This window comes from Flavobacterium sp. 21.1 (genome assembly GCF_057801535.1).
This window is the reverse complement of sequence record NZ_JBYNXA010000004.1, coordinates 1-21,491: the sequence shown is the minus strand read 5'-3', so window position 1 is coordinate 21,491 and position 21,491 is coordinate 1. Positions and strand designations below refer to the sequence as shown.

The window sequence follows — 21,491 nt, the reverse complement described above, 5'->3', positions numbered from 1 at the left end:
GAAAATTTTAGGACAAAAAAACAGAAAAAAATAGCCTTTTTTGTTTCAAAGATTTAATGACTTGTTTTTGGGGGACGCGACAAATAATGTTCTAAATTTCTTAAATCAAAAGATTTTAAAAACTCAGCGATATCATCATATAGCTCGATATCTGTTAAAGTGCTATTTGTTGGTATCTGAAAAATATGAAGAAAAGCACCAGTAAACTTAAGAGAATCTGCTTTTTTGTGACCAGTTCTTTTTTGTTGAAGATATTTATAAAATTCTTGAATAAATTCAGTCTTTACTTTTTCATCATATTTTTCAACTTTAAACTGATTTGTCTTTGAAAGCAATTCAGATTTCTTGCTTTGAAAATTATCTTTGGTTAAACCAAATCCTTCACAAATTGATTTATAGATTTCATTTACAACAAGAAAATTATCCACTGTTACAGTTTGTGTACGCTTAAATTTAAAAGAAACTGAATTCAAATGATGCCTTGTTGAACTAAACAAATAATCTTCTAAGACTCCTAGTAAGACAACAAAACTTTCCTTTTCAGAATTAAAATCAGACAACAATGAGTTCATTTCAACATTGGAATTTTCGCTATATTCCATTTGAAGGAAGCATCCAAGACCTAAAAACTGACCTATCAAAGATTCAAATCCTTCACGCCTTAGAAGGGCTAGTAGTAAATTGTAGTTTTCTTTTGGAATTTTAACTGAAGTATATTGTCTAAAGAACCATTTGTTTTTTGAATTAAATTCTTCTCCAAATTCTGTTGGTTCAGTAATATCAACAACAATAGTTTCAACATCACTACTAATGGCTCTATATTTCCCTGCAAAATACTCTTGCCAATTATAACTCATTGACATTTCCATAAAACTGATAATTAATACTTTGCAAAGTATGCAATACTTGCAAATTTCACAACAAGCTAATTTTCTATTTTTTTCGATCTAACTTTTTACTCAATTTCCTCATATGTTCACTGACTTTAGCCTTTACAACTTTTCCATAGTGAGCTTGAGTTATACTCATCTCTGAATGCCCTAGTAGCTCTGACACTATTTCCATAGGTACATCATTGTAAAGTAATATAGTAGTTGCGAATGTCTTCCTAGCCAAGTGATGAGTCAAGTTCTTTTCAACACCTACTATTTCAGCTATTTCTTTTAGGTAGGAGTTAAACTTTTGGTTAGAAATTACTGGCAATAACTTATTAGATTCACTTTCGTACTTAGTAAGAATTTCTTTAGCCTTAGTTAGTATTGGAATAGAAACCTCTTTGTTGGTCTTTTGTCTAACAATTTTAATCCATTCAAAACCATCAAAACCTACCTCTATATGCCTCTTTTCCAAAGTACTCATCTCATTATAGGCTAGTCCTGTATAACAACAGAACACAAACATATCCCTTACACTTTCCAATCTTTTTTGAGAAAATGAATGATTAGCTAATGTTTCTAATTCCTTTGGGTTCAAAAACACAACTTCTTTTTTAGGCTTAGGGTTTTTATGAAGCATAAAAGGATCTTTTGCGATATAATCCTTAGCCACAGCAAGCTTTACAATTTGTCTAAACCTTTGTATAGTCTTATATATAGTATGCTGTTTAAACTTCTTTTCAGCCTTTAGGTAGAATTCAAATTCTGCAATAAAGCTCATCTTTAATTGCTTTAGCATGTAATCATTCTTCTTAAATTTATACCAAATGAAAGTTTGCAAATGCTTTTTAGTTTGATAAAATTTTGCTACAGAAACTTTAGTGGTCTCAATACCTATCAACTTTTCCTGCTTCTTTATATGTTCACTAAAAACATCTAAAACTGACTTATCAATATTTAGTTTTACTCCTGCATACTGATTATAGACATCTTCAACAGTAAACTCATTACCTTGAACTTGTAGAAACAAAAAAGCCTGATTAATTTTATTCTTAATCAGGCTTAACTCACCATTTATAAATGCGCTTTCTTTTATTGTTGGCTTACTTTTTTGGGTCTTACCATCCCAGTATTTAGGACTTACAAATAACCCAGTTGCAAAAGGCTTTCTTTTCCCTAAATATGTAATCCTACACTCTATTGGGCATTCATCATTTTTATTTATTTTACTCTTCTTCAATAAGAACAGTATGTTGATTTTTGTCATAATAATTCTCGTTAAAAAAGTGGGACACCTATTATTTTTTTGGGACACCAAATGGGATACCTAAGACTATAAAATATTGGGACACCTAAATTTGGATTTTCAGGAGGTATTTTGAAGGTTTTTAAGAAAAATAGAGTTGTAAAATTGAAGTAAAGAAAGCACTGGAAAACCCAGTAAATACAAGGCATAAAAAAACCCTATACTATGTATAAGGTGTCTTTTTCTGTGGGCGATGAGGGGTTCGAACCCCCGACCCCCTCGGTGTAAACGAGGTGCTCTGAACCAGCTGAGCTAATCGCCCGATAATTCTTTTTATTATCAGTAAACAGTGATAAAAGTGGTGGGCGATGAGGGGTTCGAACCCCCGACCCCCTCGGTGTAAACGAGGTGCTCTGAACCAGCTGAGCTAATCGCCCTTTTATCTGACAATCATTTCGTGATTGCGAGTGCAAATATAGCGGTATTTTTTACTTCTCCAAAATTATTTTACACAATTTCTGCTACTACAAACGTACTTCCGCCAATATAAATGAAATCGTTTTTATCTGCTTCATGCAATGCTTCCTCATAAGCTTCTGAAACAGAATTAAATACTTTCCCATTTAATCCAAAAGTTGCTGCTTTTTCCTGAAGTTCATCTGCATCAAGTCCGCGTAAAATATTTGGTCTGCAGAAAAAATAATTTGCATCTTTCGGAAACAATGGCAATATCGAGTCCAAATCTTTATCATTAACCACGCCCAAAACGAAGAATAACCTTTCAAACTTCTCTTTCGCGATCTGGTTCAACACAATTGTAAGTCCGTGACCGTTATGCGCCGTATCACAAACTACTTTGGGTTCAGAATGAATTTGCTGCCAACGACCTAACAAACCGGTATTCTTTACCACATTCAACAATCCTTTTCTCAGGTTTTCTTCAGAAACTGTAAAAAACTCCTTTAATACCTTTATAGTCTGCACCACCGTTTTCTTATTATGAAACTGATAATCGCCTAACAGTCCGCACGGATAATCTTCCTGCACTAATTCGGATGCAAAATAAATCGGAGCACTACATTCTTCGGCCTTCGTAACAAAAACGGACTTAGTTTCATCGGTGTATTCACCAATCACAACAGGTACATTCGGTTTAATAATTCCTGCTTTTTCTCCTGCAATCGCTTCCAAGGTATTACCTAAAAACTGGGTATGGTCAAAACCGATATTGGTAATCACCGAAACCAAAGGCGTAATAATATTAGTGGAATCCAATCGACCGCCCATCCCAACTTCAATCACAGCCACATCAACCTTCTCTTTATTAAAATAATCAAAGGCCAAACCCACGGTCATTTCGAAGAAACTCAGCTGATTTTTCTCGAAAAAAGATTTGTTTTCAGCTATGAAATCAACAACAAATTGTTCTGAAATCTCTACTCCACTAATCTTTATACGCTCCCTGAAATCCTTCAAATGCGGCGAGGTATACAACCCCACTTTATACCCAGCTTCCTGTAACACGGATGCAATCATCGACGAGGTAGAACCTTTACCATTAGTCCCTGCAACGTGAATACACTTACTATTTTTTTCCGGATTCCCCAAATGGGCTGAAAGTAAAATCGTATTGGTCAAATCCTTCTTGTAGGCTGACGCTCCTTGCTGCTGAAACATCGGCAATTGGGCAAACATCCAGTCTAAAGTTTCCTGATAGGTCATTTTGGAACGCTATTTGATGTTAAAATCCGAACCCATGAAATAAATAAACTTTTTTTTAGTTTATTAGGGTATAGAAAATTATCTTTATTGCAAAATTGAGATTATTATTTAAAATAAATACAATTCCCGAGAATTTATGACTGGATTTTTTTTACAAGTGCAAAATGACACGATCACACAGGCAGCAGGCGCCGTGGTTCAGAATGTGGTAAAAGACAATGAAATTTCCGTATTGGAATTTATCTTAAAGGGAGGGATTTTCCTGATTCCGATTGCCATCCTGTTATTTTATACGATCTACATCATTATCGAAAGATTCCTATACATCAAAAAAGCCACCAAGCATGATACGCACTTGCTGAAAGATATCCGTACGCACTTAAATAACGGTAATATCGATCTTGCAATTTCTGCAGCTGAAAGAGACGGCGCAGCTTCAGCGAATGTAATCAAAGAAGGCATTCAGACAATCGGCCGACCAATCTCTGAAATCGAATCCAACATGGAAAAAGTAGCCAATATCGAAATCGGCGAAATGGAAAGAAAACTGGGTGTTCTGGGATTAATTGCCGGTATTGCACCAACGCTTGGTTTCATCGGAACGATTTCCGGGGTAATCAAAATTTTCTACAGCATTTCTGTAACCGAGAACATCAGTATCGGAAACATTTCCGGTGGTTTATACGAGAAAATGATCAGTAGTGGTGCCGGACTTATCGTGGGTATCATCGCTTATTCGGCGTATCACCTATACAACAGCATGATCGACAACTACTCATTGAACATGCAGAGACACGTATTGGAATTCGTTAACATAATCCAGAGACCAAATGCCGATAAAACGAAATAAACGATTTCATGCAGAAGTCGCCACCAGTTCGTTGAGCGACATTATGTTCTTCCTGCTTTTGTTCTTCCTGATTATTTCGACCCTGGCCAATCCGAACGTAATTAAAATGACGTTACCAAAATCGAAAAACAACGAGAAGACCAACAAGCAATTGATCAGCTTGTCCGTTACCGAAGAAAAACGATATTTCCTTGACAAACAGGAAGTCCCTTTCGACCAACTGGAAAAAACACTATTGACAAAAATAGGCGACAACAAAGAGCAAGCTGTTGTAGTGCGCATTCCTTATAATTTACAGGTACAGGATTTAGTAGACGTATTGCAGATTGGCGTAAAAAACAATTTGAAATTCGTGATTGCCACAAGCGCATCGAAATAGATTTTTTTTTAAGGGAGCTTTATCCCGCTATCCGCTAACACGAGCGAAGCGAACTGACGAAGTAATCTTTTACAAAAAATCCCATTCCTGAGCGAATGGGATTTTTTTGTAAAAGGATGCCGCTGCTATCGGGGCTAGAGCAACTGTTTTCAAAAAACTGACAAAAACAAAAAAGTCAATCCGATTTTTTTTCTAATTTCACTCTCTAAAAATCTGAATTTCAAACCAATCATGAAGCATCGCATCCTGGGCTTTGATCTCGCAAGGGCTTACGCTATTTTTGGCATGTTCATAGTAAACTTTAATTTTTGTTTTGGTTCTTTTCAGGATAACTCTCCTTTAGGTCAATTCTTAAATCTGTTTGTAGGCAACTCCACCGCTATCTTTATCTTACTAGCCGGAATGGGCGTTTCATTAATGACCAATCAAAAAGACCACAACAATGAAGAAAAAGCTAAAAAGAAAAAAATCCTTTTAAAACGTTCCTGGTTTTTGGTGGCTTTAGGACTCTTGCTGTATTCCTGGTGGCCAGGCGATATTTTGCATTTCTATGGAGGTTATTTACACATCGCCTTATTTTTGCTTTTCATTCCTAAAAAATACTATTTGTGGACCGCTTTTACTGCTTTGCTTATATTTCACATCCTTCTTTTCATAATTCCAATTGAAACCAGCTGGAACTTTACCACCTTTCAATACACTGATTTCTGGACACCAATCGGTTTTTTGAGAAACACGCTTTACAATGGCTGGAACTCCATCTTTCCTTGGCTCTCCTATTTTATGATCGGAATGTTCCTAGGTCGTTTGGACTGGCAAAAAACAATTACAAAAAAGGTAGTGTTCTTAATTGGTTTAATTGTATTTCTGCTTTTGGAAGGACTTCGCTATTTGGCCAAACAAAATCTATTCGACGCATATTGGACCAACTATATTATGAGCGAATATTTTCCTGCTTATTTACCCTTTATATTAATCACGATCGGATTTGCCTTTATGGCGATTTCGGTATGCATGTTCCTAGGTGATTATTTTTCAGATACCAAAATCCTGAAAGCCTTCGTTAAAACAGGACAGATGACCTTAAGTTTTTACGTGCTGCATGTCACATTGGGCATGCTGCTCTTTTCATGGTTAACCAATAAACCATATAGTGGGTATCTAACCCAACATGAACCTGTCAAACCTTATTATATATTAGGATTTTCAATAGTTTTCTATTCGTTATGTTTATTATTCAGCCATCTTTGGACCAAGAAATACAAAAACGGACCATTGGAATTAATCATGCGTAAAATATCCAATTCCTAAATATTATCCATAAAAAAAACCGACTAAACAGCCGGCCTTATCTATCATCTATTCTCTTTTATCTATTTTCTAATGCCTCTAATTCAAACTAAAGGTATAAATAATTTTCCCTACCTGACGTTCCGGAGCATCGACATCCGCCTGCCATCTTGTGTTCATGGCTGCAATTCGCGCCTGATCCAGTAAACATTTGGCGGTATTTGTAGTTCCTTTAATTCCGGGCGTCACTGCGATAGTTCTGCCGGTTTTATCCACCGAAACTTCCACTACTACCCTTCCTTCTTCATTACAATTATAATTCGGTGCCGGTTTGGACAAGGCTTTTCGGTTTCCTAAAGAATAACCTGCTCCGTTCCCGGTTCCTACACCACTTCCATTACCTCCGCCGGAGCCACTTCCGCTTCCCGGACCTGTTCCCGTTCCGTTCCCGGTTCCGTTACCACCTCCGGTTCCACCTCCCGAACCACCACTTCCGTAGTAGCCGCTAGAAGCAAGGTCTCCATTGGATTTCCCTTTATTACCCGCCTGGTTATCATCACCATCTCCGCCTTTTTTGGATCCGTTCATCAAACTTGCCAAAGCGTCATTGGTGTTTTTGGAAACCGTTGGTTTTTTTACCTCAACCGGTTTGGGATCGGTTTTTACAACCGGTTTTGTTTTTACCGGATTCGGATTTTTAGGGATTACCACCGCATTATCTTCCGGAGTATCGCTGGATATTATGTCTTCTTCCGGAGCCGATTGTGTAGCCACCTGTTTCACTTCATTCTTCACATTCAACACTTCACTCTGAAAGTTGTCTCCCATTCCGACATCACTGTCACCAAAGTTGATGGTCACTCCACCTCCTCCGCCACCGCCGCCTAACATGGCTAGCGTTTCCGGATTTGATGGCGGCCAAAATCGTATAAAAAACAACATCAGCAACAAGAAAGCGTAGATCAATACCGTAATCAGTAATGATTTTCTTCTTTCTGTTGCTGATATTTCTACTCGTTCCATCATAATCTTTTACTCTTAATAACAATAATAACGAAAATACAGTTTTTTTGTTATGTTTCCGGAACTTATTGCACAAGAATTATACCAATTGCTTCAACGCAATTTCGAAAGCTCTTGCACTTATGTTTTTCTTGTCAGAATTTAAAGCGTGAGTTTTCACAATTGCCGCCTTGATCACATCGGACGTATCATTAAAAATAGCCTCATCAGTCATCGCAACTTTTTTCTCCATGAAATAAGCAAAAACGCGCGCCATTCCACAGTTGGAGATAAAGTCAGGAATCAAGCTCACTTTGCTATCCACTTCTTCCATAATTGGTCCGAAGAAAATTTCTTTGTCTGCAAAAGGAACGTTAGCGCCACATGAAATAACTTCCAATCCAGCTGCAACCATATTATCCACCTGCTCTTTTGTCACTAATCTTGACGCTGCACAAGGAGCAAAAATTTCCGCACCTACGGACCAGATTTTCTCATTGATTTCGGCAAACGGAATCATTTTGTCGGATACTAAAGTATTTCCGTTTTTATTCAGGAACAACGTCCTGATTTCTTCGAAAGAGAAACCGCTTTCGTTGATCACACCACCGTCTCTGTCGATGATTCCAACTACTTTCGCTCCCATTTCCGCCAAATAAAAAGCAGCTGCAGATCCTACGTTTCCGAAACCTTGCACAATTGCTCTTTTACCGGCTACATTTCCTCCATAAATATCATAAAAATGACGTACCGCCTGAGCTACCCCATATCCGGTAATCATATCCGCTACCGTGTATTTCTTATTGATATCAGGAGAGAAAGTCGTGTTCTCAATCACTTTTACCACGCCCTGACGCAATTGCCCTATTCTGTTGATCTTGTCTGCTTCGGTTGGTTTGAAATGCCCGTTGAACACACCTTCCTGTGGGTGCCAAACACCACAAGCTTCCGTCATTGGGATTACTTCGTGAATCTCATCCACATTCAAATCACCTCCGGTTCCGTAATAACTCTTTAATAAAGGAGAAACCGCTTTATACCAACGTTGTAATACTTCCTTTTTTCTCGGATCGTTCGGATCAAAATTAATTCCGGATTTCGCTCCGCCGATGGCTGGTCCTGAAACCGAAAACTTCACTTCCATCGTTTTCGCCAAAGAAAGCACTTCGTTCATATCCAAACCTTTACGCATACGTGTTCCGCCACCGGCTGCACCTCCTCTAAGTGAGTTAATTACCGTCCAACCTTCTGCGTCCGTTTCTGCATCTTTCCAATGGAATACTACTTCAGGTTCTTTATTTTCGAATTTCTTTAATAAATCTTTCATTTTGGGATTGATTCTAAGTTAGTTTTGAGGCACAAATATACTTTGAAACTCTGAGACTCTCAAAGTTTTACAGGTTTATCATAAATTACCCCCGAACTGTGATTCCTGCTCGCACCTGTTACACTTGCCAACACATTTACTTCATTCTCAAGTCGTAAAACTCCCAATAAAGCAAAAATCAGCGCTTCCTTAAATTCGATGGTTTTGGCATCTGGGACTACAATCTCCATTTTTGGGAGATAAACCAGTATTCGTTTTATCAGAAAATCATTATAAGCGCCGCCTCCCGTAACCAAAAGCCTTGCCTCTTTAACAGGCAGCGCTGCGGCGATCTGAAAAGCTACATGTTCCGTGAATGTGCGCAGCTCATCTTCAACAGAAATCGGATACCGTTCCATCATCGGTAAGATGGTTTCTTTTACAAATTCAAAACCGAGTGATTTTGGATACTTCTTCGAGTAGAAGTCCAAAGCGTTTAATTCGGCCAACAATTCTGCGGAAATGGTTCCGCTTTTGGAAATCTGCCCTTTATCATCGTACTTCAATCCTAATCTGTCGGCATAAAAATTCAGAACTGTATTTACGGGAGAAATATCAAAAGCAATTCGGGTTCCATTGTCGTCAAAAGACACATTTGAGAATCCACCTAAATTCAGGCAATAGTCGTAATTCGAAAACAATATATGATCACCAATCGGCACTAACGGGGCACCCTGTCCGCCTAATTTAACATCCTGTACGCGAAAATCACATACCACTTTTTGATTGATCAGTTCGGCTATTTCAGGAAGATTGCCGATTTGAAGTGTGAATCCATTTTGCGGCTGATGTAAAATCGTATGTCCGTGTGAACAAACAGCATCCAGGTTTTCTATTTTATGTTTTCTGACAAAATCAGAAATAATTCCGGCAAGCAGTACTGTATACTTTTTATTAAGGTCTGTCAAATCTTCTTCTGAAAAATCGACCGCTTTTTTCAGCAAAACGACCCATTCTTCTGCATAAGCAACAGTTTCGCTTTCAAAAATCTGAAATTCCCATTTGCCGTTTTCAATAGAAAAGCGGATATGCGCCAGGTCAACACCATCGAGCGAAGTGCCTGACATTACTCCTACTACGTTATACTTCTTATTTTGCATGGGTTAAAATTATATAATCCTATTGAAAATATGATATTTATGGCGTACATTTGACAACTTTTTTTAAGGAATGTACAAACAAACATTGAAAATAAAATGAATTTTAATTTAAGCGAAGAACAGTTAATGATTCAGCAGGCAGCAAGAGATTTTGCTCAAACTGAATTGTTACCGGGAGTTATTGAAAGAGATGAGCATTCAAAATTCCCTACAGAACAAGTTAAGAAAATGGCAGAACTTGGTTTCTTGGGAATGATGGTGGATCCTAAATACGGAGGAGCTGGCTTGGACAGTGTTTCTTACGTTTTAGCAATGGAAGAAATCGCAAAAGTTGATGCTTCAGCTGCAGTTGTAATGTCGGTTAACAACTCTTTGGTTTGTGCCGGATTGGAAAAATTCTGTAACGAAGAGCAAAAAATGAAATATTTAGTGCCGCTTGCAAAAGGTGAGGTTATCGGTGCTTTCTGTTTGTCTGAGCCGGAAGCAGGTTCGGATGCTACATCACAAAAAACAACTGCAATCGATATGGGTGACCATTATTTGATGAATGGTACAAAAAACTGGATCACTAATGGTGGAACAGCTTCTACTTATATTGTAATTGCACAGACAGATATCGAAAAAGGACACAAAGGAATCAATGCTTTCATTGTTGAAAAAGGATGGGAAGGTTTCTCTGTCGGACCAAAAGAAAAGAAAATGGGTATCCGCGGATCTGACACACATTCATTAATGTTCTCGGACGTAAAAGTCCCGAAAGAAAACAGAATCGGTGCGGATGGATTCGGATTTAACTTTGCTATGGCGGTGTTAAACGGAGGTCGAATCGGTATTGCTTCTCAGGCATTGGGAATTGCATCAGGTGCTTATGAATTGGCATTGAAATACTCACAAGAGCGTGTGGCTTTCAAAAAACCAATTTTCCAACATCAGGCTATCGCTTTCAAATTGGCAGATATGGCTACGCAAATTACTGCAGCAAGAATGTTATGTTTCAAAGCAGCTTGTGAGAAAGATGCTGGTCAGGATATTTCACATTCAGGAGCTATGGCTAAATTGTATGCTTCTGAAGTAGCTATGAACACGACTGTTGAAGCGGTCCAGATTCACGGAGGAAACGGATATGTGAGTGAGTACCACGTGGAGCGTATGATGCGTGATGCGAAGATTACTCAGATCTATGAAGGAACTTCTGAAATCCAAAGAATTGTAATTTCAAGAGGATTGGTAAAATAATCAATCTCTTCATTTTATAAAAAAAAGGCTGGTATTTAAACCAGCCTTTTTAGTTACATTAAATTAAACTTATTTTGTGGATATGATTCGTTTGGTTCCTACTTCTTTGTCGGTAATCACTTTAATAATATACATTTGACCGTCACCTTGATTGAATTTAACATCAAGTCTGACTTCTTTATTAAAGTAAGCATCGGCATCGTCATAAGACATTACAAAAATTCCTTTTGCATCATATATTTCGATTCGTGCTTTTGAATGATAATCGAAATCGTATCTGATTGTTATATTATCTTTAAACGGAACCGGATAAGCACTAAACATGTTTAATGTGCTTTGACCAGCAGGATCGTTGTCAACAACCTGAACACCAGATGAACAAGCAGGTGGTAGTGGTGTATCGTCTGCACATCCAGGACGTGCTTCGATAGAGCCACTACTGTTAGCAACAGTTTGATTAACAACAGCTCCATAACTTACGTTAGTTACAAAGTCATAAGTACAAACCGGCGGTGAAACTGTATAAGTCGATCCGATTATAGATTTAGTTTCATATTTAACACCAAGAACGTATTCTACACCGGCAGTTGCTCCGCTAACGACCATACGAGCCTGACCAGTACTTGGTTCGCTCACAACAACTGAATTCACTCTTTGACAATTTGGACCAAACAATTTTATGTCTTTACCTTGCTGAACTGCAAAAAGTTTGAAATCGCCGCAAGATTTGGTTTGAACCACATTTAGCGTAAAGGTTGAGCTTGGCGCTACAACTTTAGTGTAGTAGAAGAATACTCCCGGAATTGCGTTCCACACTTTTCCGGCTCTTGGTTTATAACAAACCGCTGTTAACTCTTCCACATTTCCGGCAACAATATTACAACAAGCTGTTTGTGTTGGGAAGATGTGGCCTCCACATGGATTTGAATCTATCGTAGTTTCACCACTATCAGTACATCCGGCTAAAGGACTTGTTGCATAATTGGCATCATATACAGTCACTGTATGCGGGCCAGGAGCTACACCTGTGAATGTATGTGTAGTACCACCCGCACCATTTGGAGATACAGCCGATCCACTATCAAGTTTAATGGTATATGGCGGTGTACCACCGGAGATAGTTGCCAAGATAGTTCCATCATTAAGACCACAACTTGCGTTTGTAGGAGCTAACGATACTAAATCTAAAGCAGTATCTGGTTCTGAAATTACAATAGGATTCTCATTGTTACATGGTTCAGCACTTGTTGCGTCTGTAACCTCATAACGATAGGTACCTGCCGATAAATCAGAAAATAATTCATTTACAGTGCTTGTACTAATTCCACTTCTTGTTGCAATAGGTACAGGCGGTGCTGCATCTGGCAGTTTAAACAACTTAACAGTATAATCAGGAGTACCTCCTTGTGCTGTAACTGTAATGCTTCCTGTGCTAGCTCCTTTACATAACACATCTGTTTTGCTGTTATCACAACCAATGGTACAGTTGTAAGACAAAGCAAATGTCGCTGAACAGGAATTTTCACATAAGGTCACATTATTTTTTATCGTCCAGGTAACAAGTACGGATGTTTCTACAGAGCCCGGAACACCTAATATAGGATTTAAAGGCGCATGACCGGAAGCTGGTTCCGCTGCATCAGGAGTATAGTCATAAACCACACTCACTATACTTGTACCTGCCGGTAATGCAAAGGAATTAAGCCAGGTATTAAAAGCAGTATCTGTAGTTCCCTGAGCAACACTGGCTGATACACCACACTGAACAAGGTTATCCATTGAATCACCTGGACAGGCTACTGCCGGAAGCGGATTGACTGTAATTGTAAATGTGGTCAATCCATAACAGCCTTCGCTGCCATCACTATCATTGTCACTACGTATCCAGATTGTTTTTGGAGAATCTACTAGTGCAACGACAAAACCGGCAGGAGTCAAAGCATTCGTTCCGGCATTGGCATCTGCCAGAGAGCCAAAGTATCTAACACTTCCTCCATCGGCATTGACAAGCCCGTCAGCCAAATTAAAGGTTGCTGAACCATCTATCTCGCAAGCTGCCAAATTCTGTGCGGTCGGCGCTGGATTGTCATAAACGGTTATCGTAAATGTTGTCAATCCATAACAGCCTTCACTGCCATCACTATCATTGTCACTACGGATCCAGATTGTTTTTGGAGAATCTGCTAGTGCAAGGGCAAAACCGGCAGGAGTCAAAGCATTCGTTCCGGCATTGGCATCTGCCAGAGAACCAAAGTATCTAACACTTCCTCCATCGGCATTGACAAGCCCGCCAGCCAAATTAAAGGTCGCTGAACCGGTTTGACCGATCTGGCAAGCTGCCAAATTCTGTGCGGTCGGTCCTGGATTGTCGTAAACACTTATCGTAAATGTGGTCAATCCATAACAGCCTTCGCTGCCATCACTATCATTGTCACTACGTATCCAGATTGTTTTTGGAGAATCTGCTTTTGCAACGGCAAAACCGGCAGCAGTCAATGCATTCGTTCCGGCATTGGCATCTGCCAAAGAGCCAAAATATCTAACACTTCCTCCATCGGCATTAACAAGCCCGTCAGCCAAATTAAAAGTTGCTGAACCGGTTTGGTTTACCTCACAATCTGCCAAGTTCTGTGCGGTCGGTGCTGGATTATCATAAACGCTTATTGTAAATGTGGTCAATCCATAACAGCCTTCGCTGCCATCACTATCATTGTCGCTACGGATCCAGATTGTTTTTGGAGAATCTGCTTTTGCAACGGCAAAACCGGCAGCAGTCAATGCATTCGTTCCGGCATTGGCATCCGCCAAAGAACCAAAGTATCTAACACTTCCGCCATCGGCACTCACAAGCCCGTCAGCCAAATTAAAGGTTGCTGAACCGGTTTGGTTTACCTCGCAATCTGCCAAATTCTGAGCGGTCGGTGCTGGATTGTCATAAACGCTTATCGTAAATGTGGTCAATCCATAACAGCCTTCGCTGCCATCACTATCATTGTCACTACGGATCCAGATTGTTTTTGGAGAATCTGCTTTTGCAACGGCAAAACCGGCAGCAGTCAAAGCATTCGTTCCGGCATTGGCATCTGCCAAAGAGCCAAAGTATCTAACACTTCCTCCATCGGCACTGACAAGCCCATCAGCCAAATTAAAGGTTGCTGAACCGGTTTGGTTTACCTCACAATCTGCCAAATTCTGTGCGGTCGGTGCTGGATTGGCATATACTGTCAATACCACGGTATCAGTATCATTACCACAAGGAGGTGTTGTATTGCTCGTTGCAGTCAAACGCAGCGTAACAGTTCCGACACCGGAAACACTAACAGTGGAGGTCAATGAAGAAGGAGTCGCTATATTAGAACTTGCAGTACCGGTATGCGCTATCTCTTCCCACAACGTAGTTCCTCCGCTGGCAGTACCGGCTAGAGTAAATGAAGTTGGTCCCGACGGAGGGGTCTGACATTTATCATCATCAGGTCCTGCATCGGCCTCCGCACCTACGTTAACAGTAGTCGTGACGGGACAGGGCGTAGATGGAAGAATCTTTGTAACTACTACCGTAATTGTATAAGAGCCAGGTCCAGCCCCAGAATTTACTGTTACACTAGCGTCGGTGGCACTACCAGAAATTGAGGCTCCTGAGGTATTATTTGATAATGTCCATAAATAAGTAGCTCCTGTAATTGAAGGTGTGGAGTAAACATTTGAACTACCACCACAAACACTTGCGGGACCGGTAGCATCACATACAGGAGGAACAATAACAGCGTCCGACTTAAGCGAACGATCCATACTACCTCCTGAAAGGGTTCCTCCCATTAAACCAAGACCTACTATACGGCAGTGGTATGGTGAACCACCTGGGTGTGCTCCGCCATTCCATTCAGTTGCAGCATTGCTTGCGATATGTCCTCCCCATGCTAAAACAACAGTGGCTGCATTAGCTGTAAAGCTTATTTGTATGTTCGTTTTAGAAGCTGCACCGCTAAGTGTTTCTTGAAGTGAATAAGTAAGGGCACCAATGAATGTACCATTCCACATACTAAAATTTCGTTCACCAGCAGGTAAAGCATTAAAACTGCTTGCCGGCATACCAGCTACAGGTGTTCCTGTGTTACTGGGAACGGGAATCGCAGATGTAACAGGTCCAGAAAATGACCCGGCCAAACCAAAAAGTGGATTAACAACCTCTGCAGTATGTCCAAACTGGGCATGAGGATCAAGCCGCTGGAAGCTTGTAAAGTAATCCAGAGCCGCTGCACCTGAGTCACGGGTATCAATCCCAATTTGAATCGTGTAGTCTGTTCCAACAGTTAAACCGGTAAGTATCGCACGGTATGGTACCGAATACCCTTCCAGTAAGTGTGTATTCTCAGGACCTAAATTCCCATTAGACCAATTATTTGGTGTAGGAGTTTCACCAACCCCCCCATTTCGTAATTGATCAATGTCGGCAGCTTGCCCCCATGAAGCATTACTAAACAATAAGAAGGCAACTAGCAAACTCGTGACAGTGCGCCAATAACCGAATGTGTTTAAATGTAATTTGCTTAAGTTGAAAGAAAAACCCGTTCTGCAATTGGATTCGGGTATTTCCTCTGACTGAGATAAAATATTTTTTTTCATAATAATACGGTTTTAGAGCCATATTATCAGTAGCGTTCAGATAGAAAAAGAGCTTCAAAAGAATTTGAGAACTTTCCAATCATGAATTGAAATTCTAAGGTTTTGAAAGTAAAAAAGAAGAAAAACTGTTAATTGATTATGTGGAAGTATTATTGCACGTCGCAATCACAATTAACCATCAAACCGTCTTAGACTACTATAAATTATTTATTTATGTAGAAGTATTGCATGTCGCAATCACAATTAACCATTGAACCGTTTGAAAATAAAAAAGAAGAAAAATGTTAATTGATTATGTGGAGGTATTATTGCCCATGGCAATCACAATTAACCATCAAACCGTCTGAAACTACAATTAATTTTTGTAGAAATATTGCATGTCGCAATCAGAATTAACCATTGAACCTTCTGAAAATAATATAAAAAATGTTAATTGATTTTTGCGGAGGTATTATTGCATCAGCAACCACAATGAATCATAAAACCGTCTAATAACCTTACTAAAGTTTATTGGTACAAATTTAACACTATTTTCAATTATCGTTAGGAAAAAATTAAAACCATTTTAAGACTTTAACTTTTTTAACAATATATTGATTACCAGTGAGTTACATGTAAAAATTTACTGTAAGAAGTTTCACAGAAAATACAGCTGCCGACTGAATTTTAAAAAAGCACTTTTGTCATTTTTCAAATTTCAACCATTAAAAAAATACGAAATAACTTATAGTATTGAAATAGCTTTTAGGGAAAGAAAAAATTATTGATCTGCGATTATTTCTGATTCTCCTTCAATTTCAAAAACCAAAACAAAATCCGATTCTAAAAAACAGGTAAGAATAACAAAAGTTGTGCAAATTATCTTATCATTTAAAACCAGGATCTTAAGTTCTTTTTAGGTAGAAAAAATGCAAAATTCTGAAAATCAATAAATCTAAATAACTATAAATCAAATAACTAAAGATTTTACTTATTAATATTATGTTTAAATTTTAAAAAAGGTGTAACCCAAATCTTATAAATACTTAAAAAACGTGCATTTCATCGATTATTTTGTTAATTTCATCGATTATTTTTTCTAACTGCTTAATTTTGAACCTGTTAATAAAAAATAGTCCATGAGAAAATTAATTTGTGCTGCCCTGTTATTTACATGCACCTACGGAATCGCTCAAAGCGAAAATGCTTTATGGAAAAAGAGTACTGCAAAAGAAACTTCTGGAAAAGTTGCTCAATCTCAATTACCTCAAAAAAATATCTTCGCTTTAGATGCTCCTGCTATGAAGAAGTTGTTGGCAAAATCTCCAAAAAGAGAACTTACCAACAGTACATCTAACACGATTATTTCACTACCTACTGCGGAAGGTAAAATAGAACGTTTTAAAGTTTATGAAAACTCGGTAATGGCCCCGGAATTAGCGGCCAGATATCCGGAAATCAAATCTTATGTAGCTGTTGGTGTTGACAATAAGAATGCTCGTGCCTATTTCAGTAATTCTCCCTTAGGATTCAAATCCATGATTTTGTATCCTGATCAGTCGGCTGTTTTTATCGAACCGGCTTCAGATGATTTGAAAACGTATACAGTTTACAAAAAATCAGACCGTACAGAAGCTTTAGACAACTTTGAGTGTAAAGTAATCGATCAGGCTATAAATCCTACCCCTGCTAACAGCAATACAAGCTATGCAAGAGGAGCAGACGATGCTAAACTAAGAACTTTTAGATTGGCAATGTCATGTACTGCAGAATATGCGACTTACTTTGGCGGAACTAAAGCCGCTGCATTAGCTGCAATGAACAATACGCTTACCCGCATCAACGGAGTTTTTGAAAAAGATTTCGGTGTAAAATTGGTTCTGATCGCAAATAATGACGCAGTTATCTATACTAATGCAGCAACAGATCCTTTTTCTGATCCTGCAAGTTATACAAATTGGGGACTTGAAAGTCAAAACAACCTAACTACCGTAATTGGTGCTGCTAATTATGATATCGGACATTTATTGGGTGGCGGTGTTGCTAATAGCGGGGATGCCGGTTGTAGAGGATGTATTTGTAATGACACTTCTAAAGGTAGAGCCTACACAAGTGCTTCTTCAAGCAATTATCAAGGTGATACTTTTGATCTTGATTATGTTGCTCATGAAATGGGTCACCAATTGGGAGCGAATCACACCTTTACCCATGCGAACGAAGGAACCATCGCTCAATTAGAGCCTGGAAGTGGTACCACCATTATGAGTTATTCAGGACGTACAACTAAAGATATCCAGTCGGATTCCGATGCGTATTTTCACGCGATCAGTATTCAGCAGATAACAGACAATATTAAAACCAAAACTTGTCCGACGATCACTTCAACAGGTAATGCTGTTCCGGTTGTTAATGCAGGTTTGGATTACACTATACCAAGCGGAACACCTTTTATGCTGACTGGTTCGGCTACGGACGCTAATACTTCTGATGCTTTAACATACAACTGGGAACAGATGGATGCGGGAAGTTCAACTGCGACTGTACCAACTGCTACAGCTACTACAGGGCCTCTTTTTAGATCGTATCCATCAAGTACTTCACCTGTAAGATACTTTCCTATGATGACTTCTATCTTAGCTGGATCAACAACGACCGCCGGAAGAGAAATTGCTGCGGAAGTACTACCTACAGTTGCTAGAACTTTAAACTTCCGTTTAACAGTAAGAGATAACAGAATCGGAGGAGGCGCCAACAATGCTGACGACATGATCGTAACTGTGGATGGTACTTCAGGTCCTTTTACTGTAGATACTCAAAATACAGCAGTTTCTTATGCCGGCGGAACTGCACAGACCATTAACTGGACTGTTGCCGGTACTAATGCCAATGGCGTGAACTGTGCTAATGTTGACATTTTATTATCAACAGACGGAGGACTAACATTCGCAACCACTTTGATTGCAGGAACGCCGAATGACGGATCGCAAAATGTAGTTATTCCAAATATCCCTGGGACCACAAACAGAATCATGGTGAAAGGAAGCAACCACATTTTCTTTGATGTGAACAATGCGAACATCACTATTACTGGTTCCGGTTCTGCAGATACTGCTGCTCCGACCGTTGCAACACTTTCTGCTTCAGGAACGAGTGCTTCAGGCACTAATCTGTCTTGGACTGCAGCTACTGATAATGTAGGTATAACCGGTTACGACGTTTATCAAAACGGAGCATTAAAAACCACAACTACTGCCACAACATTAGCAGTAACCGGTTTAACTGCTTCAACATCATACAATTTCTATGTAAAAGCTAAAGATGCTGCCGGAAACGTATCATCTGCAAGTAATACGGTAAACGTAACTACACTTACTCCTGCAGATCTTGCAGTTCCAACGGCTTCAACACTATCGGCTTCGGGAACTACAACTTCAGGTACTAATCTGTCATGGACTGCAGCTACTGATAACGTAGGTGTGACCGGTTATGACGTTTACCAAAACGGAGTATTGAAAACTACCACTACTGCTACAACATTAGCTGTATCTGGTCTGTCTTCTTCGACAGCTTACAATTTCCATGTAAAAGCTAAAGATGCTGCAGGGAACATATCAAGTGCAAGTAACACGGCAAACGTAACAACACTTACTCCAGCAGATACTGCTGCTCCAACAGCTTCAACGCTTTCTGCTTCAGGAACTACTGCTTCAGGAACTAATCTTTCTTGGACTGCAGCTACTGACAACGTAGGGGTGATCGGTTATAACGTATATCAAAACGGAGTACTGAAAACTACGACTACTGTTACATCATTAGCTATTTCCGGTTTATCTGCTTCAACAACGTATTCATTCTATGTAACGGCTAAAGATGCTGCCGGAAACGTATCAACAGCAAGTAATACGGTAAACGTAACAACACTTACGCCTGCAGATGTTACTGCTCCAGTGGCTTCAACACTTTCTGCTTCGGGGACAACTACTTCTGGAACTAATTTATCTTGGACTGTAGCTACTGACAATGTAGGTGTGACCGGTTATAACGTATATCAAAACGGAGTACTGAAAACTACTACTACTGCTACATCACTAGCTGTATCTGGTTTATCTGCTTCAACAGCATATTCATTCTATATAACAGCTAAAGATGCTGCCGGAAACGTATCATCTGCAAGTAATACGGTAAACGTAACAACGCTTACAGCTTCAGACACAAACGCTCCAACGACTTCAACGCTTTCAGCTTCAGGAACTACAACTACAGGCACGAATCTGTCTTGGACCGCAGCAACTGACAATGTAAGTATTACAGGTTATAACGTATACCAAAACGGAGTACTGAAAACTACTACTACTGCTACCTCATTAGCTGTATCTGGTTTATCTGCTTCGACGGCCTATACTTTCTACGTGACAGCGAAAGATGCTGCCGGGAACGTATCATCTGCAAGTAACACCGTAAACATTACTACTTTAGGGACAAGTATTACCTACTGTACTTCTTCTGGAAGTACTGCCAGAGAGTATATTAACCGTGTTCAGGTAGGAACTATTAACAATCTTTCAGGAAACAACAACGGATATGGTAATTACACCACATTGTCAACCACTTTATCAACAAGTTCTACAGCTTCAATCACCATTACTCCGGGATGGAATGGCATGTCGTCCAATGAAGCATACTGTGTTTGGATTGACTATAACAAAGATGGAAATTTCGGATCTAATGAACTTGTATTCAGCAAAGCAAAAAGCAAATCTGCATCCGTAAGCGGTAGCTTCAACGTTCCGACTACAGCTGTAACAGGAACTACCAGAATGAGAGTTTCGATGAAATACAATGGTTTCCCGACTGCATGTGAAATATTTACAAACGGTGAGGTTGAAGATTATACCATTACTATTGTTGCCGGTGGTATTGTTAAATTTGACACCGATGCTACAACTGATGAGACAGTAAAAGTAACTAAGGAAGACAACAAACCGTCTTTCAAAGTATATCCGAATCCTGTAAAAGATGAAACACTATATTTCACAGGTTTTGAAAACAAAGCTTCATACAGAATCTTCACGGTGACAGGACAACAAGTGGCAAGTGGTAGTACTGAGAGCAATTCTGTTAATGTAAGCACATTACGTTCAGGAATCTATATCATAGAGGTTTCTGATAGTACAACGGCTGGTACGAAACGTTTTATCAAAGAATAAAGCATAAATAATTCAAAATTTCATAAGCTGTCCAGGATTGGGCAGCTTTTTTTTTGGAATAACAAAAGCTTACTGACAATTGTATTCGAAAAGTGATTACAACGCCAATCTTGTCCTGTGATAAGGAACAACGTTAATAGCATCGTCATCTCAAAACACAATAATCCGATTGGTATCTTAATAGAGTATGCAATTGGTGGACAGCCTGATACATTAAAGATTTTTTAAGGAGCGAATGGTCGTTTTTGGTTGCTATACGTCATTCCCGTGTTCCGTTCTACTTCGTGCCACTCCACCCGGGGCTAGAGAGTAATCCGTATTCGTTTGCCTTTTAATAGGTAATGATCTTCAAAAAAGCATCGCTGTATCTTTTTTGCCAAGACGTATCAGTTGATACTTAAATAATGCCATGGCAAAAAAGGATGCCGCTTCCATCCCTCACTCAAACTCCCGTTAAAAAACAAAAAATCCTCATCACATAGTAATAAGGATCTTCTAAAGCAAAGCTGCAACATAGTCTGCCGCGGGTTAGCTCTGGTTTTACCTCTATTTTTCTTAAAATAAAACCGGTATAAAACAAAAAACCCTATCCGTTTGGATAGGGTTTTCAAAAGAA

The 21,491-nt window shown here is 39.2% G+C and carries 12 protein-coding genes and 2 tRNA genes; 5 read left to right on the top strand and 9 right to left on the bottom strand.

Going from position 1 to position 21,491, the window contains the following annotated elements; translation table 11 throughout:
• Positions 1-53: 53 nt before the first annotated feature.
• From AC3E9U_RS09585 to AC3E9U_RS09565, 5 genes are all read right to left on the bottom strand, one after another.
• The gene (locus AC3E9U_RS09585; protein WP_488746697.1) at positions 54-869 is read right to left on the bottom strand and encodes a hypothetical protein; all 816 of its coding nucleotides are present in this window, start codon (positions 867-869) and stop codon (positions 54-56) included.
• A 64-nt stretch (positions 870-933) separates the two neighbouring features.
• Positions 934-2,142 carry a phage integrase SAM-like domain-containing protein gene (locus tag AC3E9U_RS09580; RefSeq protein WP_488746696.1) on the bottom strand — a complete coding sequence of 403 codons (1,209 nt, stop codon included), beginning with the start codon at positions 2,140-2,142 and terminating at the stop codon, positions 934-936.
• A gap of 226 nt (positions 2,143-2,368) precedes the next feature.
• A tRNA-Val gene (locus AC3E9U_RS09575) sits at positions 2,369-2,443 on the bottom strand.
• A 37-nt stretch (positions 2,444-2,480) separates the two neighbouring features.
• A tRNA-Val gene (locus tag AC3E9U_RS09570) sits at positions 2,481-2,558 on the bottom strand.
• Positions 2,559-2,628: 70 nt separating this feature from the next.
• Positions 2,629-3,843 carry a bifunctional folylpolyglutamate synthase/dihydrofolate synthase gene (locus AC3E9U_RS09565; RefSeq protein ID WP_488746695.1) on the bottom strand — a complete coding sequence of 405 codons (1,215 nt, stop codon included), beginning with the start codon at positions 3,841-3,843 and terminating at the stop codon, positions 2,629-2,631.
• 136 nt (positions 3,844-3,979) lie between these two features.
• Between AC3E9U_RS09565 and AC3E9U_RS09560 the strand changes: the two genes are divergently transcribed.
• The 3 genes from AC3E9U_RS09560 (at position 3,980) to AC3E9U_RS09550 (ending at position 6,383) form a co-directional block, all read left to right on the top strand.
• Positions 3,980-4,693: a MotA/TolQ/ExbB proton channel family protein gene (locus AC3E9U_RS09560; RefSeq protein ID WP_488746694.1), complete on the top strand. Its 714-nt coding sequence runs from the start codon at positions 3,980-3,982 to the stop codon at positions 4,691-4,693.
• Entirely contained in the window at positions 4,674-5,072 is a 399-nt protein-coding gene (locus AC3E9U_RS09555) for an ExbD/TolR family protein (RefSeq protein ID WP_488746693.1), read from the top strand. Before AC3E9U_RS09560 ends, AC3E9U_RS09555 begins: the two co-directional genes overlap by 20 nt.
• 231 nt (positions 5,073-5,303) lie before the next feature.
• Positions 5,304-6,383, top strand: coding sequence for a DUF418 domain-containing protein (locus AC3E9U_RS09550; protein ID WP_488746692.1), 1,080 nt, complete (start codon positions 5,304-5,306; stop codon positions 6,381-6,383).
• Positions 6,384-6,461: 78 nt separating this feature from the next.
• Here the strand turns inward: AC3E9U_RS09550 and AC3E9U_RS09545 are convergent, their stop codons facing one another.
• The 3 genes from AC3E9U_RS09545 to AC3E9U_RS09535 form a co-directional block, all read right to left on the bottom strand.
• Positions 6,462-7,388, bottom strand: coding sequence for an energy transducer TonB (locus AC3E9U_RS09545; protein WP_488746691.1), 927 nt, complete (start codon positions 7,386-7,388; stop codon positions 6,462-6,464).
• Between the two features lie 76 nt (positions 7,389-7,464).
• Positions 7,465-8,691, bottom strand: a complete 1,227-nt coding sequence (locus tag AC3E9U_RS09540) for a Glu/Leu/Phe/Val dehydrogenase dimerization domain-containing protein (protein ID WP_488746690.1) — start codon at positions 8,689-8,691, stop codon at positions 7,465-7,467.
• A 59-nt stretch (positions 8,692-8,750) separates the two neighbouring features.
• The gene (locus AC3E9U_RS09535; RefSeq protein WP_488746689.1) at positions 8,751-9,830 is read right to left on the bottom strand and encodes an anhydro-N-acetylmuramic acid kinase; all 1,080 of its coding nucleotides are present in this window, start codon (positions 9,828-9,830) and stop codon (positions 8,751-8,753) included.
• Positions 9,831-9,926: 96 nt separating this feature from the next.
• On the opposite strand from AC3E9U_RS09535, the gene AC3E9U_RS09530 reads away from it, so the two are divergent.
• Positions 9,927-11,066, top strand: coding sequence for an acyl-CoA dehydrogenase (locus AC3E9U_RS09530; protein ID WP_488746688.1), 1,140 nt, complete (start codon positions 9,927-9,929; stop codon positions 11,064-11,066).
• A gap of 69 nt (positions 11,067-11,135) precedes the next feature.
• Here the strand turns inward: AC3E9U_RS09530 and AC3E9U_RS09525 are convergent, their stop codons facing one another.
• Positions 11,136-15,689, bottom strand: a complete 4,554-nt coding sequence (locus tag AC3E9U_RS09525; RefSeq protein WP_488746687.1) for a T9SS type A sorting domain-containing protein — start codon at positions 15,687-15,689, stop codon at positions 11,136-11,138.
• Between the two features lie 1,118 nt (positions 15,690-16,807).
• Between AC3E9U_RS09525 and AC3E9U_RS09520 the strand changes: the two genes are divergently transcribed.
• Positions 16,808-20,875 (top strand): reprolysin-like metallopeptidase, encoded by a 4,068-nt coding sequence (locus AC3E9U_RS09520; RefSeq protein ID WP_488746686.1) that lies wholly within the window; start codon positions 16,808-16,810, stop codon positions 20,873-20,875.
• Positions 20,876-21,491 lie beyond the last annotated feature (616 nt).

Coding starts and splice junctions, on each gene's coding strand:
- AC3E9U_RS09525 (WP_488746687.1), bottom strand. CDS start 15,689: ATGAAAAAAAATATTTTATCTCAGTCAGAGGAAATACCCGAATCCAAT.
- AC3E9U_RS09535 (WP_488746689.1), bottom strand. CDS start 9,830: ATGCAAAATAAGAAGTATAACGTAGTAGGAGTAATGTCAGGCACTTCG.
- AC3E9U_RS09565 (WP_488746695.1), bottom strand. CDS start 3,843: ATGACCTATCAGGAAACTTTAGACTGGATGTTTGCCCAATTGCCGATG.
- AC3E9U_RS09580 (WP_488746696.1), bottom strand. CDS start 2,142: ATGACAAAAATCAACATACTGTTCTTATTGAAGAAGAGTAAAATAAAT.
- AC3E9U_RS09545 (WP_488746691.1), bottom strand. CDS start 7,388: ATGATGGAACGAGTAGAAATATCAGCAACAGAAAGAAGAAAATCATTA.
- AC3E9U_RS09550 (WP_488746692.1), top strand. CDS start 5,304: ATGAAGCATCGCATCCTGGGCTTTGATCTCGCAAGGGCTTACGCTATT.
- AC3E9U_RS09555 (WP_488746693.1), top strand. CDS start 4,674: ATGCCGATAAAACGAAATAAACGATTTCATGCAGAAGTCGCCACCAGT.
- AC3E9U_RS09560 (WP_488746694.1), top strand. CDS start 3,980: ATGACTGGATTTTTTTTACAAGTGCAAAATGACACGATCACACAGGCA.
- AC3E9U_RS09585 (WP_488746697.1), bottom strand. CDS start 869: ATGGAAATGTCAATGAGTTATAATTGGCAAGAGTATTTTGCAGGGAAA.
- AC3E9U_RS09530 (WP_488746688.1), top strand. CDS start 9,927: ATGAATTTTAATTTAAGCGAAGAACAGTTAATGATTCAGCAGGCAGCA.
- AC3E9U_RS09520 (WP_488746686.1), top strand. CDS start 16,808: ATGAGAAAATTAATTTGTGCTGCCCTGTTATTTACATGCACCTACGGA.
- AC3E9U_RS09540 (WP_488746690.1), bottom strand. CDS start 8,691: ATGAAAGATTTATTAAAGAAATTCGAAAATAAAGAACCTGAAGTAGTA.